Genomic DNA, 19,210 nt, shown 5'->3' with positions numbered 1-19,210 from the left:
GAATGTCGAAAAAAATATTCCTATAATGGGATTTATCAGGTACACCGGCACCACGACACTTTATTTCAAATCAATGATTGGGCGTGATACAGATGAAGGGAAACCAGGCGGTAATTGGTTTGGATATTGGAACAACAAGTACAAAGGCGGTTCTATTTGGACCACAGGGGAAAGTCATATCAAAGCATTCTGTTCCTTATGACCTCATTCACCCCCAGCCAGCATGGGTTGAGCAGAACCCTGAACATATTTTAGATGCTGTGATTGCGAGTGTAAGAGGCGCATTGACGAAAGCAGCATTTGATGCAAAAAACCTCATAGGTGTGGGAATTAGTACGGCGATGCATTCCTTAATCGTCATGGATGAGAATGGAAAAGCATTAACAAACAGTATCATTTGGGCTGATAACAGAAGTGCAGAACAAGCGAAACGAATCATAACGGACTTAGATGGCTTTCAAATTTATAAAAGAACCGGAACACCGATCCATCCAATGTCACCGCTTTCAAAAATACGATGGATCAAGGAAATGACACCTGACGTCTTCAATCAGGCAGCAAAATTCATTTCCATCAAAGAGTATGTTCTTTATCATTTCTTTGGTCAGTATGTGGTCGATCATTCAATCGCGTCAGCAACAGGACTGTTCCGATTGGAAACGCTTCAATGGGACGAGGAGGCACTACGTATTGCAGGAATTCAGGTGAATCAGCTGTCTGAACTTGTTCCAACGATGCATCAGCTACGTGGGCTTCAGCCAGAAATTGCGCTGCGAATGGGCATTGAAGAAGATACACCATTTGTTGTGGGTGCAAATGACGGTGTACTAGCGAATCTTGGTGTTGGTGCGATTGGCAAAGGTGAGGTAGCAGTCACGATTGGGACAAGTGGTGCAGTACGTACAGTCGTAGATCAGCCAATTACAGATGAGCAATCAAGAACATTTTGCTATGCATTGACGGACAAGCATTGGGTCGTCGGAGGACCGACCAATAACGGCGGAATTATGCTGAGATGGCTCAAGGATGAATTTGGGTCTTCCGAGGTGGAGGTAGCAAAGCGTCTAGGTGTAGACCCTTACGATCTAATGATTGATATTGCAGAAAAGGTTCCAGCTGGCTCAGAAGGACTGCTGTTTCTACCATTTTTAACAGGTGAGCGAGCACCTTATTGGAATCCAAACGCAAGAGGCACGTTCTTCGGGATCGGTCTTCAGCATAAGCGCGAGCACTTTATTAGAGCCGTGTTAGAAGGCGTCATTATGAGTGTTTTCTCGATCGGTGTGGCACTAAGAGATTTAACAGGTCCAGCGAAGGATGTCAGGGCTTCTGGTGGATTTGCGAGATCCCCGCTATGGCGGCAGATTTTGGCGGATACAATGGGCAGAGAAGTGCTTGTTCCAGAGAGCTACGAGGCTTCAGCACTTGGGGCGGCTGTCCTTGCACTTCATAGTTTAGGTCATATGGAAGAGATAGAAGAGGTACAGGAATGGATCCGTATTTCTGCCCGCCATGAACCAAATATGAAGAACAACGAAACATATATAGAGCTGTTTTATTTATATGAGCGTCTCTATGACAAACTGAAGGATGAATTTGATGTCATTAGTGCGTTGCAATTAAAACAAAATCGTTAAACATCGGGGAAAAGGTGGGAGAACATGCTTTTATTCATTGTGATTGCGGCGATTGTCCTTTTACTCATTCTCATTACAGTCGCTAAGTTGAATCCGTTTGTGAGTTTGATCATTACCTCTATGCTAGTAGGCTTTGCTACAGGAATGGATTTACAGGAAATCATTCAATCGATTAAAACGGGATTAGGGAACACGTTATCGTTACTGGCGATTGTACTAGCGCTTGGGACCATGCTTGGGAAAATGATGGCTGAGTCAGGGGGCGCTGAGCGGATAGCTCAAACACTCATAAGTCGTTTTGGGACGAAGAATGTGCATTGGGCGATGATGTTTGTAGCCTTTATCGTGGGGATACCTGTCTTTTTCCAGGTCGGATTCGTTCTTCTCATTCCTTTACTCTTTACCATTGCGATTGAAACGGGCATTTCGCTCGTGACGATTGGGATTTCATTAATCGCAGGATTGTCTGTTGTGCATGGGCTAGTTCCGCCTCATCCAGCTGCCATGGCAGCAGTAGGCATCTATCATGCCAACGTGGGAAAAACGATTTTCTTTTCAATCATCGTCGGTTTGCCAACAGCTATTATCGCTGGACCGCTGTATGGTAAGTGGATTGGAAAACGGATACATAAACCAGTTCCAAAGATGCTCAGAAAGCAATTCACGGAACGACATGCTGATCGGAAGCTTCCTGGTTTTGCGAATACGATGTTTACCATTTTGGTGCCGGTCATTCTTATGCTGCTTGCCACGTTGGCGGATATTATTTTGCCAGAGGATAGTATGTGGTATCAGATGTTCAAGTACATTGGAGATCCCATAACAGCTTTATTGATTGCAACAGTGTATTCTTTCTTTAGCCTTGGCTTTATACAAGGGATGAGCCGTGACCGAGTGCTGTCATTCAGTAACGATTGTTTGGGACCGATCGCTTCCATTCTGCTTGTGATTGGTGCAGGCGGAGCGTTCAATAATGTACTGATCGATTCAGGCGTTGGGGATTATATTGCTGATTTAGCCAAACACTCCCCAATCTCACCGATTTTACTTAGCTGGCTGATTGCTGCGGTTATTCGTGTGGCAACAGGATCAGCTACAGTATCCATGATGACAGCGGCCGGAATTGTAGCCCCAATCGCTGCATCCATGCCGGATGTGAGCAGAGAGTTGCTTGTTTTAGCAACAGGAGCGGGTTCATTGATTTTGTCTCATGTCAATGACTCTGGTTTTTGGCTGATCAAAGAGTATTTTGGTATGTCCATTAAAGAGACGTTCTTGACTTGGACGGCTATGGAGACCATCATTTCCGTTAGCGCCATTGCATTTATTATGATTATTAATATGTTTATATAACGGGACAACAGCTCAATTCTTCGGAATTGGGCTGTTTTTGGCTTGTTGTTATGCCGCTTTTGACAATTTAGGATAAAATAATGATATTGAGCTATGGGAGGCGGACACGATCGAACCTTTAAAACATGTATATAATGAACCATTTATTCAACATTTAGCAGAAAAACTTGCGCAAGCGTCAACTGTATTTGATGCTGATCACTTTCAGCAGCTCGTGTTTCAAGAGGATTGGGAGCAGCTGGAGTTAAAAGGACGAATGAGAAGAGTGACTGAATCGATGCACGCCTGTCTGCCTGAAGATTATGAGAAGGCAATCGATGTACTGCGTCAGACAGCACCGCATTTTACAGGGCTCAGTGCGCTCGTATTTCCAGACTACGTCGAGACATATGGTGTTGACCATTGGGATATCTCGATCAAAGCACTTGAATTCTTTACACCGTTTTCCACTGCTGAATTTGCCGTTCGACCTTTTCTCATTCAAGATCAAGAGAAAATGCTGGCGCAGATGCTTGTGTGGTCACAGGATCAAAATGAACATATTCGCCGTCTCGCTAGTGAAGGATGCAGGCCTCGTTTGCCGTGGGGATTATCCGTCCCTGCGCTGAAAAAGGACCCTTCTGTCACGCTGCCCATTTTAGAAAATTTGAAGTCAGATTCGGCCAAGTATGTGCAAAAAAGTGTAGCGAATCATTTAAATGATATTTCTGCAATTCAGCCAGACCTCATGAAGCAAATGGTCAAAAGCTGGTATGGAACCAATGAACATACAAACTGGATTGTCAAACATGCATCCCGTACGTTATTGAAAAAAGGCGATCCAGATATCATGGCTTTATTTGGCTATGGAGATGATCCGTCTATCCAAGTAACGGATTTGAAGGTGACGCAAGACCCCGTTCGTATTGGAGAGAAGCTGACCTTTCATTTTATTCTTCAAACTGATAAGCCATTAAAGCTGCGCGTAGAGTATGCCATTGATTACGTGAAAGCTCGTGGTACACGCAATCAAAAGGTATTTAAAATCACAGAATTTGAAACAGAATCGGCGCTGCATAGAGAATTTGTCCGGTCACAGTCGTTTCAAAATATGACAACGAGAAAGCACTATGAGGGCATTCATACATTAACCATCATCATCAACGGCATCCCAAAAGCGTCTGTCGATTTCGAAGTCACAGCAGCTGCTCATGAAAAAACCCGCCACTGAGGCGGGTTTCAGCGTGTAGACAAACCCTCGCATTCGGTGTCAGTCCTGCGTGCTGGTGCTCACGAATGTCACATTCGCTCCGCGCCAGTACTCGTCCTTCCTAGACTGCAAAGGTTTTCTATCACGCTGAAAAGAAGACAAAGGGCTAAAATAAAGTACATTTTAGCCCTTTATCAACAATCTGATACCCGCCACTGAGGCGGGTTTTGCTTGCGTTTCTAAGCTTTCTTTTTCATTAAGAATGAAGCAATGATGGCGGCTGCTAAGAAACCGATACTGATAATCGAGCTAGGTAAGTTCTCTGGTCTGAATAGGAACAGAACAAAACTGACACTGAGTACAAGACCAGCAAATAAAGTGAAATACGGAAATAACCAAACTTTGAAATACGGCTCCTGCGGATATCTTGGACGCAGTTTCAAATGAGCCAGACAGATGCTGATCCAAATAAGAGAAACCGCAAAACCAGGGATAGCCAGCATATAGCTGAAAATTTGATCTGGGTACAAGTAAGCAAAGAATGTTCCGATTAAAAGAAATAGAACAGTCACCCATAAACTTAAAATAGGTACACCTCTTTTGTTGACCTGTGCCAGCTTTTTTGGACCGCCGTCTGATTTAGATAGAGAATGAATCATTCTCGTCGTGCCGTAAATACCAGAGTTGGCGGCAGATAGAACGGCTGTAATTAAGACGAAATTAATGAAGTGAGAGGCACCTTGCATGCCAGCTGCTGAAAAGACTTGGACAAAAGGACTGTTATTCGGATCAATTTGATTCCAAGGAATGAGTCCACAAATAATCAAAATCGGCAGTGTGTAAAACAAGATGATGCGCCACATCATACTTTTGACAACACCAGGTAATACCTTTTCTGCATCCTTTGTTTCTGTAATGGTCAGCCCGATCAATTCAGAGCCTCCATACGAGAAGATCACCACTAATAATGAGGCAAAGACAGCACCCCATCCGTTCGGGACAAAGTTTTGGTAATTGGTGAGAACAGGCGTGCTTTGTTCGCTCGGAATGATTCCAAATAATAGTGCAGCACCGAGAATAATAAACACAATAATAACGAAAATCTTCATTCCAGCGAACCAAAACTCAATTTCACCAAAGTATTTTACATTATTTAAATTAATTCCGATGACTAAGAGCGAGCAAAGTAAACATAAAGACCATAATGGTACGTTCGGCAACCAATATTGAAGCAAACTGCCCGCTGCAATGATTTCAATGACACATACAGTGAGCCACATAAAACAGTAAACCCATCCGACAACAAATGAAAAACGTTGACCAAGCGCAATCTGTATGAGGTCGCGAAGGTTATTCCCCGGGTAGACGATGGCCATTTCAGCTAAAGCCGCCATGACAATGAGAAGAAGCAATCCAGCAAATACATAGGAAAAGATAACTCCAGGACCTGCTAAGCCGATTGTATCGGCACTTCCTTTAAAGATTCCTGTACCAATGACCCCGCCCATCGCAATCATGCGAATATGACGCGGCGATAAAAGCTTTTTTAATTCGTGTTGTTCCTGATTCGCGCTCATGACGTTCTCCTTTTTTAAAATGCTTATGTTCCATTTTCTTTTTTCGAGCGGTCAGTGTCAATATAAAAAAAGAGATTTTTCAGACAAAATAGGCGGTTGATTCTATCAAATGAGCCGTTTTCTTCCATAAATCTTTTCCATGACCCATCCCCAAAATCTAAAACTTCGTGAAAAAATGAACATTTGCCTTCATTCTGACATAAACAATTTTCAGTTTTTGTCGATATATCTTTTGTGTTACTAAAGTCCTAATAAAGAATTGTTTATAACTGTAAAATATTTCAAAAATGTATGAAAGAATGAAAGGAGTTATTGAAGATGTTTATGAGAAAAGCAAGTGATTCATCGTCGGAAGCCCTTCTTAGTGAAAGCAGTCAATTAGTTGAACGAATTGAGAAGGGAGATTTTTCAGCCAGAATTGATACTGCTGCATTCTCTTCTAGTCAAACAATAGAAGCAGTTGCTCAAATAAATGAAGCGTTGCAAAAGATGCAAGAAGTGCAAGAAGATATTCATATGCGTATGAATTTAGTGACAAAAGCGATTCAAGTGGGTCTATGGGATATGACGGTTGTAGCAGGAGATCCTGTGAATCCAAAAAACGAATTCACATGGACAGACGATTTCCGCAAAATGCTAGGTTTTCAGAATGAAAACGATTTTCCGAATGTCTTAGACAGCTGGGCATCTCGAATTCATCCAGATGAGCAGGAATACACCTTGAATGCATTCTCTACGCATTTATTGGATCATTCTGGCCGTACACCGTATGATATCGAATATCGTCTGAAGTTGAAAAATGGCGAGTATCGCTGGTTCAAAGCAACTGGAACGACGATTCGAGATCGAAATGGGGTACCTCTTCGTGTGGCAGGGGCTCTTTTTGATATTCATGATCAGAAATTGAAAGAAGAAGAGCTGCAAGCATTCGTGACAAGATATGACTTGATCAACCGTGCGCTTGTGGAAGCGCCTTGGGATATGGTTGTAGAGGCTGGCGATCCTGTCAATCCAAACAATGAATTCTGGTGGTCTCCGCAGTTTAGAAAAACGCTTGGTTTTATAGATGAAAAGGATTTCCCGAACGTGTTGAGCAGCTGGAGTGATCGTTTGCATCCTGAAGATAAAGAATCAGCTCTCCAAGCTTTTGCGGATCACTTAAATGACCATTCTGGCCGTACACCATTTGACATTGATTATAGATTGCAGAGTAAAAATGGCGAGTACCGCTGGTATCATGCGGGCGGTGAAACCATTCGTGATGAGAAGGGTGTCCCTTTACGTGTCGCAGGAACGATTCGTGATATTACGTTAGAAAAAAATAAAGAAAAAACAGCCCATGAAATGGCTTCCCAAGTAGAGCAGCTTTCAAGTTCTATTAGTGAGATGGTATCTGGCATCAGTTCTGTGACAAACCAAGCACAGGAGCTTGCTGTCGCCCAAGAGCAGTCAACGTCTGCTGCTAATCTGGCGAAAAACAGTGCAGATGAGACGAAGAACATTTCAGACTTGATCAAAGAAGTGGCAAACCAAACGAATCTGCTTGGTTTGAATGCCGCAATTGAAGCAGCAAGAGCAGGCGAGCAGGGACGCGGTTTCTCAGTCGTTGCCGATGAAGTACGTAAGCTAGCGCTTCATAGTGCCAATGCGACAGAAAATATCGAATCTAGTTTAACTGAAATGAAAACACAAATCGATCAAATTCTTGAAAATATCTCCAATATGACAGCTCTTACGCAAACACAGGCTGCTTTAACAGAGCAAGTGAACGCTTCAGTTGATGAAGTGAATCATATGTCTCAGCGTCTGGTGGCATATTCAAAGAGTATCTAATGTCAAAAAACCGCCTTTTCATCAGTGAAGTGCACCCCAAATATTAGACACAGTCTAACATTTGGAGGTGCTTTTCTTTTGGCTAAATTTACAATTGAAGATAAAATCAAAGCGGTAAAACGATACCTCATTGACCGCGAACCCCTGCTTGGAATTGCAAAACAGATTGGCGTGCACAAAAGCATACTTCAATATTGGGTCAGAAAGTATCAATATCATGGCGAAAAAGCTTTTTCAAAGTCATATACAAATTATCCAGTCCAATATAAACTAGACGTACTTGATTATATGAATGAACATGGGACGTCTATCTTGGAAACAGCTGCACTCTTTAACCTGCCTTCTGATACAACGCTTTGGAACTGGAAGCGCATCTTGGAAACACAAGGAGTAGACGCCCTTCAATCTAAGAAAAAGGGGCGTCCGTCTATGAAAAAGAAAACTGGAAAACAAGAAATAACGAAAGGATCAATGGAAGCGTTACAGGCAGAAGTAGAACATTTGCGCATGGAAAATGAGTATTTAAAAAAGTTGAATGCCTTAGTTCAAAACAAGGAACAATCACCAAACAAGACAAAGCGCAAGTAGTCTATGATTTAAGGCATCAATATCCGGTGAAATCACTTCTTAAGCTCGCATGTATTCCACGCAGTACCTACTATTACTTGATCAAGCATTTAGATCGTCCTGATCAGGATGTCGAACTGAAAAAGATGATTCAAACCATTTATCAGGAACATCAAGGACGTTATGGATATCGCCGGATTCGTGATGAACTAATCAACCGAGGACAAAAGGTGAATCACAAAAAAGTCCAGCGCATCATGAAAGTTCTAGGGCTAAAATGCATGGTCCGAGTGAAGAAATATCGTTCATACAGAGGCACAGTGAACAAAATAGCGCCTAATATTTTGGCTCGTCATTTTCAAGCTGATAGACCAAATGAGAAATGGGTCACAGATATAACGGAGTTCAAGTTATTTGGTCAGAAGCTCTATCTTTCGCCCATATTAGATCTATTTAATGGTGAAATCATTACCTATACAGTCGGTTCAAGACCTGTTTACTCACTCGTCTCAACGATGCTTCATCAGGCGTTCAACCGTTTAGATGAAGAGGAGAAACCAATGATACATTCTGATCAAGGATGGCATTACCAAATGAAGCAATATAGACACGCCTTAAAAAAGCGTGGGATTACACAGAGTATGTCCCGAAAAGGTAACTGTTACGATAACGCAGTTATCGAGAACTTTTTTGGTATCTTAAAGTCTGAATTTCTATACCTAAAAAAATTTGAGAACATCGAACACTTCAAGCAAGAACTTGAACAATATATTGATTACTACAATCACACACGTATAAAGACAAAACTAAAAGGCATGAGTCCGATACAATATCGAACTCATGCCTCGAAAGCTGTCTCATAAAAAAACGCGTCTAAATTTAGGGGGTCACTTCACAGAAGGCGGTTTTTTTATTTAGGCATGATCCGCTGGGAAAACAATACCGGCGTCTTTCCTAGCGGTTTCAAGAACCTTCATAACAGAAAGACTGTCATCAAGCCATTCATAACACTTTTCGACATTTCCTGTTTCAATGATATGCTGAAATGCTTCTGCTTCATAAAACAGGCGGTTTGAATTGGTTTGTGCATTGAGTGAAGTGACTTGGTCTCCTATATGCAGCAACACTTCCTCACAGCCATTCGCACCATTTTTCACATGCAGGAACCCTTTTTCCCCTTGAATCAAAGCGAAATTCATACTGCTTGTATCTTTGCTGCCAACACTTGTGGCGATGAAATCATTGTAAGTAAAAGTTAAAACACCAGATGTGTCGATGCCGTTTGGATGGCGGTTGGCCTGGTAACGAACGTCTTTCGGTGAACCAAATAGATTCATAATGAAATGAACATTGTAAATGTTAATATCCATGAGGGCACCGCCAGAAAACTCTGGGTTAAAGACATTCGGCGTTTCCCCGGCGAGCAGCTGATTATATTTACTTGAATATTGACTGTAGTTGCATTGAACGAGTTTGATTCTGCCTAATTGATGAAGGTGTTTTTTGATTAAATGATAGTTGGGCATATGAACGGTCGTAATGGCTTCAAATAGGAAGAGCTGCTTTTCCTTTGCGAGAGCGATTAAGGCTTCTAGCTCTTTCACATTAGAGGTAAAAGGCTTTTCGCAAATCACATGTTTTCCGTGTTTCAATGCAGCCGTGGCATGCTCGCTATGTAAACGATTGGGTGATGCGATATATACCGCTTCTATGTGGGGATCTTCTAACATAGCGGTTAAATCCGTATAAGTCGTTTGCACCCCAAATTGATCTGCGAGTTTCTTTGCCGTCGCTTCCTTTCTTGAATAGACAGCGTGGCAAGAAGCACCTTCAAGCTGTTCAATTGCCTGGAGGAAACCTTCCACAATCACACCTGTTCCAATGGTTGCTATTCTCATTCTATTCATAACCCCTTTCATACGATTGATGTCACGTCAAGCTGTCTCTAGTATACCTGATGTTTTCATACAACGTGTACTTAACAGCTAGGCGCAGAGGGGTGCCAGTAAAAAATACCGGCACATCTTTGGCAGTCTCTACAATTAACTAATGTTAGCTAATGTTTGTTTCGTTAACAGTTGAATGGCCGCCTTCCTCTTTTTTAACTCTTGAATGGATTTTTGAATATCTTCTACTTTTTGTTCGAGCAGCTGTTCCGCTTCTGTTTTTGACTGTTTCTCGAATAGTGACGTGATAATTTCTCGAATTTCTTTGAGTGAGAAATCTAGCTTTCTTGCTTCAGTGATAAAGGATAGCATGAGTACATATTTTTTATCATATAAACGATAGCCGTTATGTGCTCTCTTAGGCTCGGGGAGCACACCCTCATTTTCATAAAAACGAATGGTTTCAATATGCACACCAGACATTTTTGACAATTTTCCTCTCGTAAATGTAATCATTCCCTGCACCTCCTTTCTTTGCTATCCATCATACAATTAGATTTGCTAGTTTCAAAATATTCTCCGATGAACATTTGTACCTTTTCATACTGTTAAAATGACAGGTCTGTTCTATTCACAGCGGATTCCATAGAATAGGTTATAATAGATGAGGATGAAGTGATTTTTTGTTACAGATAGGAACAAGTAGACAGCGTGAGAAAAAAACGATAGGCTAAAATAGGTATATAGTATGATGAATAGCATGTGATTATGTAGATGATCACTCAAAATAGTGACAGCACGTTTTGCTGAGAAAAGGGGAGCAGTGAATGTATAAATTAGTCGCAATTGATATGGATGGTACGTTATTAAATGATCAGCATATGGTGCCGGATGAGGTGTTTGAAGCCATTCAACAGGCGAAGGCAGAAGGCGTTAAAATTGTTTTATGTACAGGCCGGCCGATTGGCGGGGTGCACCGCTATTTAAAAGAGCTGCAGCTTGATCAAGAGGGGGATTATGTCATCGCCTATAACGGAGCGCTTGTACAAAACAGCCATACAAATGAAGTCGTATCAGAATTAACTTTATCCTATGATGATTTGACTTCTTTATATGAACTGAGCCGTCAGCTGGATACACCTATGCATTATTTCGATTCGGCTCATCTATACACACCAAATCGGGATATTAGTGAATACACGGTACTTGAATCGTATTTAACGAAATTGCCGCTTAAGTATTTACCTGTCGAAGAGGCAGACCCATCCATGAGACTTCCGAAGATGATGTATATTGATCAGCCGGAACGTTTGGAAAAGACGATACAAGCCATTCCATCTGAAGTGAAGGATCAGTACATGATGGTAAAAAGCACAGATTTCTTCCTAGAAATTCTTCATCCTGATGTGAGCAAAGGGAATGCCGTGAAGCTTCTAGCGCATGAACTGGGGATTTCTCGTGAAGAAGTGATGGCGATTGGTGACAATGGGAACGACGTGTCGATGCTAGAATTTGCGGGCTGTGGCGTTGCGATGGGAAATGCCATTGAAGATGTCAAAGCAGTTGCGGATGTTGTGACAAAATCCAATAACGAAGCAGGAGTCGCACATGTCCTGCATGAGCGAGTCATCGGAAAATAAAGAAAGAGCGGTCTACCAATGAGGTAGCCGCTTTTTTATATGTGTGAGAAAAAGTAAACAAGCATACGTCTGCTGTTCAAATTTGTTTTTTCGAGCATCGCCTTTACATGATCATGCACCGTATGAGGCGAGATAAATAACGTACTGGCAATTTCCTTTGTGGATTGTCCTTTTATTAAGCAGTCAAGGACGTTCATTTCTCTTTCTGTCAGCCGATATGTTTTCGCTATATAAGGAAGGATTTCACTTGTTTGAGCTCGCTTAATATGAATCATGACAGCCTCTTCCTCCCCGGCTGCCTGTGCTAAACGAAATGCTTGAAGAGAGAGAAAACGCCCTGTCGGCATTCTGGTGATGCTGACCGCTGTTTGGTCACCGCCGCCGTATAAAAGCTTAGCACCTAATGCTCTAAACGGACGGGGCATGATGGCACCGTCATGAATTTGCTCAAAGGTTTGGAAGGTGTGGAGCCAATGAAGTCCGGTTTCATTTCCATAAAGAAGATGGTAATCGTGTGAAAGAATGAGGAAGCCTTGGTGTTCCGCCGTTTCATCTTCTTCAGTTTCTCTTCTTTTAAAAAGTTCATCTCTCAGCTTGGCTGCGAGTGCTGGTGTTTGGCGACTAACCGCTTGTATATCTTGTTCATGAAAAGGTTCCTTCTCCTTTTTTCGATAAAGGCTGGCAATTCCCCAGCATTCACCTTGAATCACAAGGGCTGCCCGCAATTCATCTGCCCATCCGTTAGGTAACAAAATGTGCTGGTATCGACGACTGTTGATGTATTCTCCGCTTTGGACGAGACTGGCAGCGTGGACAGGACCTTTCGCTAGATCTTCATGCTGGTGCACATCTTTTTTTAAATATTCATTTTGAAACAGCTCGTTATGTATGGCTTCAATCGGTTCATCTGTAAAAGAACCCGTCGAGAGGAGAGTAGCTGGATCAATGGTTGTGATACAGGCAGCATCAAAATCACAGATAGCAGCAAGTTCATCTCGAATGCTTTTTCTCAGCTGCTGAAAATGAGCGGCTGGATTGTTCATTTGATCTCCTCCTCAATATCCCTACTTTTAGGGATCGTTTTTTCTCATCTATCTTCTTACAATGAAGATAACATACCGTTAGTGTAAAGGAAACGAAGCAAAGCGGAAACTGGAGGAGAAGACATATGAGTGTAAATCAACATTGGCATGATCCTGTTGCTGAATCCTATGCAGCGACAATTGCACATAAAGTACCGGGCTATCATCTTTTGCATGAGCTGACAGTGGATAGAGTAGAAATCGAATTAATGGGAGCGGCTTCTCGCATGTTAACAGTCGGAGCAGGTGGGGGCGAAGAGATCATCAACATGCTTCAAAGAAATAAAGACTGGCATATCACAGGGGTTGATCCATCTCCAACCATGCTTGATATGGCCAAGCGCAGAGTGGCACAGCTTCATATGCAAGATCGCGTCACATGGTATGAGATGGCCTTAGACAAAGTGCCGGTTGAAAAGTCGTACGATGCAGCAGTAAGTTTGCTTGTCATTCATTTTGTAAAAGATCAGCTGACCTTTTTACAGGAGATCGCCCGCCGGCTTCAACCAGGTGCTCCTCTCGTGTTGGCATTTATTCAAGGAGACCCGGAAACGCCGACATTTCAGCTGGAGCTTCATATGCTTTCTCTATTCATGAAGCGTCAAGGTTTGGGAAAGGAAGTGTTTACGTCCTTCCGAGAAAGGCTGGGTGTCACAACATATCCCGTGTCTGAAGAAAAGATGACAGCACAATTAACCGAAGCAGGATTTCAAGACATCAGACCTTATTTTCAAGCGGGCATGATCAAAGGGATTGTTTGTAAAAGAGGCGATAGAAAGGCGGTTGGAAAATGAGGTCAAAAGTGATGGTGATAGGCGGTTATGGACATGTGGGGCAGCAAATATGTCTTCAATTAAGTGACGTGTATCCTGGGCAAGTCTTTGCGGCTGGCCGAAGTTATGAGAAGGCTGAACAATTTGCACGCCAAACGAATGGGCGTGTACGTCCATTTCAGATAGACGTAAGACAACCAATGGATACGGACTGGATGGATGAAACGAAACTCGTGATCATGTGTCTGGATCAAGATGACACGTCATTTGCTGAAACATGCTTACGATCAGGTATTGATTATCTCGATATTTCGGCAAAAGGAGCCTATATTGAGAAGCTAGCAAAGGTCCATCAACAGCAATTGAACGCAACGGCTGTGCTGAGTGTAGGCCTTGCACCTGGTCTCACCAATTTGCTTGCAGCGAAGGCGGCATCTATTCTGACCTCTGTGGAGCAAATTGATATTAGTATCATGCTTGGGCTAGGTGACCAGCATGGAAAAGCAGCTATTGAATGGACGCTTGATCATGTGCATACGGATTATGAGCTGACGAAGAATCATCAGCGAAAGAAAGTCAAAAGTTTTACTGGAGGGAAACGCATTGATTTTGGCAAAACGCTTGGAAAGCGGCAAGCCTATCAGTTCCCTTTCTCTGACCAGCAAACATTGCCTTCGACGCTCCATGTGCCTTCTGTGACAACAAGGCTCTGTTTTGATTCTGGCGTAGCGACACGTGCATTTGCTCTCACAAGGAAACTCGGAATGACGTCCCTTCTCACGATGCCGAAAATCAAGGAACGAGCCATTTCACTGATTCAATCTGCTCAAATGGGTACAGATCAATATGCAGTGAAAGTAGAAGCGGTAGGAATGAAGGGTAACGAAATTCATCAAGCAGCGCTTGGAATAAAAGGTCGCGATGAGTCTCAAGCAACGGCTCAAGTCGCCAGTGCTGTGGCACTGCATGTATTGAGTAGGCAGTTTCAGGCAGGTGTTTTTCATATCGAAGAATTATTTTCATTAGCGTATGAGAATGGTGATTTTGCGTTGGTGGATCAAAAAACGAAGGAAAAGCACCCATTAGCATTGAGAGCCAGCCTTTTAACGGCATAAAAGAAAACGACAAAAGATACGCATCAGCTCAAAAGAACAGGTCAGTCATGTGGGCGCTTTATTCATGATCCATTTCAAAACAAGGTGTCTATGATCCGAAAACAACCGCTTGCTCTCCATGAAATGGCCGAGAGGTGGAAGAGATTTAAATCAAGGATTGTAGTCGGAACTGATATAATGGTTACATTGGGCAAATAAATCTCAAGTGGGTGTTTACAAGTGTTAGATACAGAAAAAGATGTAGTGAAGAATTATATAGATTCACCCCAAAAATTGAAAAATTTATATAAACGAGTATTGTTTGTTGTCAGTCTATCGCAAATATTTGGAGGGGCTGGAATAGCTGCAGGAATTACGGTAGGTGCCATTTTAGCACAACAAATGCTTGGAACTGAAGCCTATGCAGGAGTCCCAATCGCTTTATTTACTTTGGGGTCAGCTGGGTCAGCTTTCATTGTAGGAAAGCTTTCACAACGTTATGGACGACGCATCGGTTTATCGACAGGTTTTGTTGTTGGAGGGCTCGGAGCAATTGGCGTTGTGCTGGCAGCTATGATGAATAGTGTCATTTTATTATTTGCATCGCTCTTCATTTACGGAGCAGGAACATCCACGAACTTACAAGCGCGTTATGCTGGGACGGACTTAGCAAATTCTAAACAGCGTGCAACTGCAATTAGTACAACAATGGTCATGACAACATTTGGAGCAGTAGCAGGTCCGAATTTAGTTGAAGTGATGGGTAAATTTGCAGTGTCCATTGGTGTTCCAGCACTTGCCGGTCCTTTTATTTTATCAGCAGTAGCATTTATTGTAGCTGGTCTTGTCCTTTTTATTCTGCTGCGTCCTGATCCATTAGACATTGCCCGAAGAATAGCAACTTACAAAGCAGAACATGGGCATGGAAATAAACCAGATGCTGCTGATAAAAAAACAGATAAAAAAGGGCTTACAGTAGGTGCCACAGTGATGATCTTAACTCAAATTGTCATGGTGGCACTCATGACAATGACCCCGGTGCATATGCAGCATCATGGTCATGGATTAGCCGAAGTGGGCATTGTGATTGGTTTTCATATAGGAGCCATGTATCTTCCTTCACCTATCACGGGTGTACTTGTAGATAAACTAGGACGAACAGCTATGAGCATAGCGTCGGGCATCACATTGTTACTTGCTGGTTTATTAGCAGCATTCGCACCAAGTGATTCAATGATTCTATTAATCATTGCTTTGTCTTTACTTGGATTGGGATGGAACTTTGGTTTAATTAGTGGTACTGCTCAAATAGTGGATTCTACAGAACCATCAAACCGGGCAAAAACCCAAGGAACACTCGATGTTTTTGTTGCGTTAGCAGGTGCTTCTGGCGGTGCCCTTTCAGGAATGGTCATGGCGAATACGAGTTATGCTACATTATCTTTAAGCGGAGGAATTTTATCGTTAATTCTCATCCCTGTCATCGTTTGGTCTTTTAAAAGTAAAACATAATGCAGCTCCGTGCTCATCCATCACAAAAAAAGACATGCCTCCAATCATAGGAAAGCATGTCTTTTTTGAATCTCTCTTCACAGGATGCTAGTCTTCTTATGATGCCGAGGACACATCTCCTTTTTTCTTGATACTGGCTTTAATGAGCTCAGTCAATGTGTCAGAGCCTTTTGTGGAAAGATGAACACCATCTGGCTGAAAATAGGATGGCTGTCCGGTAGCGGCTGAATGCCAATCGACTAAGCTCACATTGTGGTGTTGATTGGCCACACGCTCAATGACTGCATTCACATCATTTTCCCAAGATCTTGGAACGCGAGTGTTCACAAGAAAAATATGTGCCTTCGAGAAATGTTGAATGAATGAGGTCAAAGTCCCCTCTGTAAAATAACCATTTGTGCCAAGCTCAATAATAACAGCGGCATCAGCCTTGTTAAAAGAAGCATATTGAGGGGCGATGCGGATGGCTTCGTTCATTTGCCTTCCGACCCTTGCGTCAATGGTGATGGGTTCATAGGCCTTTTCTAAATTTGAAGCAATGTCTAACATGACGGAATCACCAATGGCAAGAACTTGGTGAAATTGTTTAGGATCCGCTGCTTTTTTCTTATGTTTGTCTTTCTTTTTCTTCACTTTTGATTCTGTCTGACCGCCTGCCTTTTGGGGCGCTGTCTTAATTTGTGTGACTTCTTGCGCATGCGGGGATGTATGAGACGAGCTAGACATGCCAATGGTAAATAAAATCAAAAGGACTGCGGCAATCCCAAGAAACACTTTATTGGACATAGACCATTGCTTGATTCCTGTTTTCCAAATCGACCAAGAGGCAAAATAGTGTCTAAACCCGAGTTTACGAATCGGCTGTTCGATCAAACGATAGGAAGCCTCTGATATGAGTAGAATTGCGATGAGCTGCAATGTGACACGTCCCATGGAAGGCTGTCCAATCTCAATGACCGGTGTGGTCAGCACGATAATTGGATAATGCCATAAGTAGATGCCATAAGACCGCTTTCCGAGCCAAACGAGTGGTTGAAATGACAGCCATTTCCCAATAAGACTGGCAGGATGGCAGACACACGCAATTAAGATCGCTGCATTCAAACAGAATAAAAGCATACCGCCTTGGTAGAGAAAGCCGTCAAATTCGTCGACTGCATAAACACATAAGAGGAAAATGACCATCGAACCGAATCCGGCTATTTGTAACATACGTCTGCCGATAGGAAGTAATTTTCTGCTGGAAAGTCTGTGCATGGGCCAGACAAATGCAAGACTGCACCCGATGAGGAGTGCAAACGCACGTGTGTCTGTTCCATAATAGATCCTGCTCGGGTCAGTATCCGGTGAATAGAGAATGGCCATCCATAAAGCAGATACAAGTGCCAGACCAAAGGTGATCATAGGAAGATGGGATCTATTTTTCACCCATTTCAGTCCAGCAATCAACAGTACCGGCCAAATGAGATAAAATTGCTCTTCAATCGCCAAAGACCATAAATTTTTTAGTGGAGATACAGCATTGAAGCTGTCAAAGTAAGAGAGCTGATGAAAAATGTACCACCAGTTACTCACATAAAAAAAGGACGATAAGGCATCGCCACGAATGGACATTAATGCATTTGAACCAGCAATGGCGCACCAGCTGACGATTAAAAAAATCATGACGTAGGCAGCTGGAAGCAGCCTTCTGATGCGGCCCATCCAAAAAGGCAGAAGCTCTTGATAGCCCAAATCCTGCTTATGCAGCAAGATGGTTGTAATCAAGTAACCAGAAATCACAAAAAACAAATCAACGCCAAGAAACCCGCCGCTCGCAGGTCCAATATGTAAGTGATAAGCAATGACCGCCAATACGGCAACAGCTCTCAGCCCATCTAATCCTAATATGTAACGTAAACGGTTTTCCTTGCTGTTCATGAAAAAGAATCCCCCATCAATGTCAAACGCGTCTTTTTTGTTGTCACTCCAAAAGAACAACGATTCTTTTATTTTATATAAGATTAGACGAATCAGCATTACATTTTGTTGGCGAATTTCTGTCTTTTTTAAAATTTTTTTATATGAAGAAACATTCTAAGGCTTGAGGGATTCTTATTTTTATACTCAAACCGAAAATCCCTGTCATAATAAAAGAAGAAGGAAAGGGGATGTGTTGAATGAAAACGATTGAAAATGATCTGTTATTGGTTCAAATCAATGAGAGAGGTGCCGAGGTGAGAGAGGTGCTTCATAAAGAAAGTGGACGTCAATATATGTGGTCTGGTGACCCTGCTTATTGGGGCAGGGTGTCGCCCGTCTTATTTCCGATTGTAGGACGGTTGAAGGATGATCAATACAAGATAGACGATCAAACGTATCAACTCTCGCAGCATGGATTTTTGCGTGATGTTGATTTTGAACTATTTGAAGAAGCAAAAGATCAGGTGATTTTTCAATATCAATCAAATGGCCGTCACACGTCACAATATCCGTATGAATTTACAGCGCGCATCAGTTATGCACTGTCGGAAAATGGACTAACGATTTCCTGGGAAATTGTTCATGAAGGAGATGGCACGATGTATTTCTCGATTGGCGGGCATCCGGCATTTCATGTCCCGCTTGTTGAAGGCGAGCAGACAGATGATTATTCACTCACATTGATACCTTCCACCGAACATGATCCAGTTCAATATGAACTTCATGATTCACTTGTGAGAGAGAAGGAGAAAGGTGTTGAGTTTGAACCGATTCAACTTCGCCCAGAACTTTTTCAGAACGATGCAATGATCTTTAGTCATATTGATCAAGTATCATTGACTTCTCAAGCAGGTCACGGCGTTGAGGTCGATCTCAGTGGTTTTCCGTTCGTTGGTATTTGGTCTCCATATGATCAAGAAAAGGGAACAATGGCTCCTTTTGTTTGTATTGAGCCTTGGTATGGGATCGCTGATATGGAAGGGACAAACGGGCAGTATAAGGAGAAATTCGGCATTCAAACCTTAGAGAAGCAAGAGACCTTTCACGCAGCTTACACCATTTTCTTTAAATGAACATTTGTGCATGATGAAGTGAACAATTTGTT

General features: G+C 42.5%; 15 protein-coding genes. 10 read left to right on the top strand and 5 right to left on the bottom strand.

What is annotated here, in order from left to right; all coding sequences use genetic code 11:
• Positions 1-92: 92 nt before the first annotated feature.
• The 3 genes from gntK to NSQ64_RS20020 all read left to right on the top strand — a co-directional run bounded on the left by gntK (position 93) and on the right by NSQ64_RS20020 (position 4,200).
• On the top strand, positions 93-1,637 hold the full coding sequence (gene gntK / locus NSQ64_RS20030) for a gluconokinase (protein WP_341018012.1): 1,545 nt from the start codon (positions 93-95) through the stop codon (positions 1,635-1,637).
• A gap of 24 nt (positions 1,638-1,661) precedes the next feature.
• Positions 1,662-2,990 carry a GntP family permease gene (locus tag NSQ64_RS20025; RefSeq protein ID WP_181891612.1) on the top strand — a complete coding sequence of 443 codons (1,329 nt, stop codon included), beginning with the start codon at positions 1,662-1,664 and terminating at the stop codon, positions 2,988-2,990.
• Positions 2,991-3,099: 109 nt separating this feature from the next.
• A complete protein-coding gene (locus tag NSQ64_RS20020; protein ID WP_420359985.1) occupies positions 3,100-4,200 on the top strand; it encodes a DNA alkylation repair protein in 1,101 nt (366 codons plus the stop codon).
• A 218-nt stretch (positions 4,201-4,418) separates the two neighbouring features.
• On the opposite strand, the gene NSQ64_RS20015 is transcribed toward NSQ64_RS20020, so the two are convergent.
• Positions 4,419-5,756 (bottom strand): amino acid permease, encoded by a 1,338-nt coding sequence (locus tag NSQ64_RS20015; RefSeq protein WP_159160086.1) that lies wholly within the window; start codon positions 5,754-5,756, stop codon positions 4,419-4,421.
• Positions 5,757-6,074: 318 nt separating this feature from the next.
• Between NSQ64_RS20015 and NSQ64_RS20010 the strand changes: the two genes are divergently transcribed.
• Both NSQ64_RS20010 and NSQ64_RS20005 read left to right on the top strand, forming a co-directional pair.
• Positions 6,075-7,589, top strand: a complete 1,515-nt coding sequence (locus NSQ64_RS20010) for a methyl-accepting chemotaxis protein (RefSeq protein WP_135009510.1) — start codon at positions 6,075-6,077, stop codon at positions 7,587-7,589.
• A 78-nt stretch (positions 7,590-7,667) separates the two neighbouring features.
• Positions 7,668-9,019 (top strand): IS3 family transposase gene (locus NSQ64_RS20005; RefSeq protein WP_268356789.1). Its coding sequence is split into 2 segments (ribosomal slippage): positions 7,668-8,112 and positions 8,112-9,019, totalling 1,353 coding nucleotides; the frame shifts between segments, so codons are not numbered across the junction.
• A gap of 51 nt (positions 9,020-9,070) precedes the next feature.
• Here NSQ64_RS20005 and NSQ64_RS20000 read toward each other — a convergent pair.
• Both NSQ64_RS20000 and NSQ64_RS19995 read right to left on the bottom strand, forming a co-directional pair.
• Positions 9,071-10,054 (bottom strand): Gfo/Idh/MocA family protein, encoded by a 984-nt coding sequence (locus NSQ64_RS20000; RefSeq protein ID WP_341018006.1) that lies wholly within the window; start codon positions 10,052-10,054, stop codon positions 9,071-9,073.
• Positions 10,055-10,198: 144 nt separating this feature from the next.
• The gene (locus NSQ64_RS19995) at positions 10,199-10,558 is read right to left on the bottom strand and encodes a MerR family transcriptional regulator (protein ID WP_007498034.1); all 360 of its coding nucleotides are present in this window, start codon (positions 10,556-10,558) and stop codon (positions 10,199-10,201) included.
• Between the two features lie 311 nt (positions 10,559-10,869).
• Here NSQ64_RS19995 and yidA point away from each other — a divergent pair, with 311 nt between their 5' ends.
• On the top strand, positions 10,870-11,682 hold the full coding sequence (gene yidA, locus NSQ64_RS19990) for a sugar-phosphatase (RefSeq protein WP_008345739.1): 813 nt from the start codon (positions 10,870-10,872) through the stop codon (positions 11,680-11,682).
• A 35-nt stretch (positions 11,683-11,717) separates the two neighbouring features.
• On the opposite strand, the gene NSQ64_RS19985 is transcribed toward yidA, so the two are convergent.
• The gene (locus NSQ64_RS19985; protein WP_341018003.1) at positions 11,718-12,725 is read right to left on the bottom strand and encodes a helix-turn-helix transcriptional regulator; all 1,008 of its coding nucleotides are present in this window, start codon (positions 12,723-12,725) and stop codon (positions 11,718-11,720) included.
• Positions 12,726-12,850: 125 nt separating this feature from the next.
• Here NSQ64_RS19985 and NSQ64_RS19980 point away from each other — a divergent pair, with 125 nt between their 5' ends.
• The 3 genes from NSQ64_RS19980 to NSQ64_RS19970 all read left to right on the top strand — a co-directional run bounded on the left by NSQ64_RS19980 (position 12,851) and on the right by NSQ64_RS19970 (position 16,143).
• A complete protein-coding gene (locus tag NSQ64_RS19980) occupies positions 12,851-13,558 on the top strand; it encodes a class I SAM-dependent methyltransferase (RefSeq protein WP_341018001.1) in 708 nt (235 codons plus the stop codon).
• Positions 13,555-14,652 (top strand): saccharopine dehydrogenase family protein, encoded by a 1,098-nt coding sequence (locus NSQ64_RS19975; protein WP_181891619.1) that lies wholly within the window; start codon positions 13,555-13,557, stop codon positions 14,650-14,652. Before NSQ64_RS19980 ends, NSQ64_RS19975 begins: the two co-directional genes overlap by 4 nt.
• Before the next feature lie 219 nt (positions 14,653-14,871).
• Positions 14,872-16,143: an MFS transporter gene (locus NSQ64_RS19970; protein WP_047947042.1), complete on the top strand. Its 1,272-nt coding sequence runs from the start codon at positions 14,872-14,874 to the stop codon at positions 16,141-16,143.
• A gap of 96 nt (positions 16,144-16,239) precedes the next feature.
• On the opposite strand, the gene NSQ64_RS19965 is transcribed toward NSQ64_RS19970, so the two are convergent.
• Entirely contained in the window at positions 16,240-18,063 is a 1,824-nt protein-coding gene (locus NSQ64_RS19965; RefSeq protein ID WP_135009513.1) for an acyltransferase family protein, read from the bottom strand.
• Between the two features lie 239 nt (positions 18,064-18,302).
• Here NSQ64_RS19965 and NSQ64_RS19960 point away from each other — a divergent pair, with 239 nt between their 5' ends.
• Entirely contained in the window at positions 18,303-19,178 is an 876-nt protein-coding gene (locus NSQ64_RS19960) for an aldose 1-epimerase family protein (RefSeq protein WP_341017995.1), read from the top strand.
• The last annotated feature ends 32 nt before the right edge of the window (positions 19,179-19,210 follow it).

The sequence above is a fragment of the Bacillus sp. FSL W8-0183 genome (genome assembly GCF_038006825.1).
GTDB lineage: Bacteria > Bacillota > Bacilli > Bacillales > Bacillaceae > Bacillus > Bacillus altitudinis.
This window is presented reverse-complemented; position numbering and strand designations above follow the sequence as displayed.

What these genes read in the sequence shown, in the direction of transcription:
- gntK (WP_341018012.1), top strand. Translation starts at nt 93, where the DNA reads ATGAAGGGAAACCAGGCGGTAATTGGTTTGGATATTGGAACAACAAGT.
- NSQ64_RS20025 (WP_181891612.1), top strand. Translation starts at nt 1,662, where the DNA reads ATGCTTTTATTCATTGTGATTGCGGCGATTGTCCTTTTACTCATTCTC.
- NSQ64_RS20015 (WP_159160086.1), bottom strand. Translation starts at nt 5,756, where the DNA reads ATGAGCGCGAATCAGGAACAACACGAATTAAAAAAGCTTTTATCGCCG.
- NSQ64_RS20010 (WP_135009510.1), top strand. Translation starts at nt 6,075, where the DNA reads ATGTTTATGAGAAAAGCAAGTGATTCATCGTCGGAAGCCCTTCTTAGT.
- NSQ64_RS20000 (WP_341018006.1), bottom strand. Translation starts at nt 10,054, where the DNA reads ATGAGAATAGCAACCATTGGAACAGGTGTGATTGTGGAAGGTTTCCTC.
- NSQ64_RS19995 (WP_007498034.1), bottom strand. Translation starts at nt 10,558, where the DNA reads ATGATTACATTTACGAGAGGAAAATTGTCAAAAATGTCTGGTGTGCAT.
- yidA (WP_008345739.1), top strand. Translation starts at nt 10,870, where the DNA reads ATGTATAAATTAGTCGCAATTGATATGGATGGTACGTTATTAAATGAT.
- NSQ64_RS19985 (WP_341018003.1), bottom strand. Translation starts at nt 12,725, where the DNA reads ATGAACAATCCAGCCGCTCATTTTCAGCAGCTGAGAAAAAGCATTCGA.
- NSQ64_RS19980 (WP_341018001.1), top strand. Translation starts at nt 12,851, where the DNA reads ATGAGTGTAAATCAACATTGGCATGATCCTGTTGCTGAATCCTATGCA.
- NSQ64_RS19975 (WP_181891619.1), top strand. Translation starts at nt 13,555, where the DNA reads ATGAGGTCAAAAGTGATGGTGATAGGCGGTTATGGACATGTGGGGCAG.
- NSQ64_RS19965 (WP_135009513.1), bottom strand. Translation starts at nt 18,063, where the DNA reads ATGAACAGCAAGGAAAACCGTTTACGTTACATATTAGGATTAGATGGG.
- NSQ64_RS19960 (WP_341017995.1), top strand. Translation starts at nt 18,303, where the DNA reads ATGAAAACGATTGAAAATGATCTGTTATTGGTTCAAATCAATGAGAGA.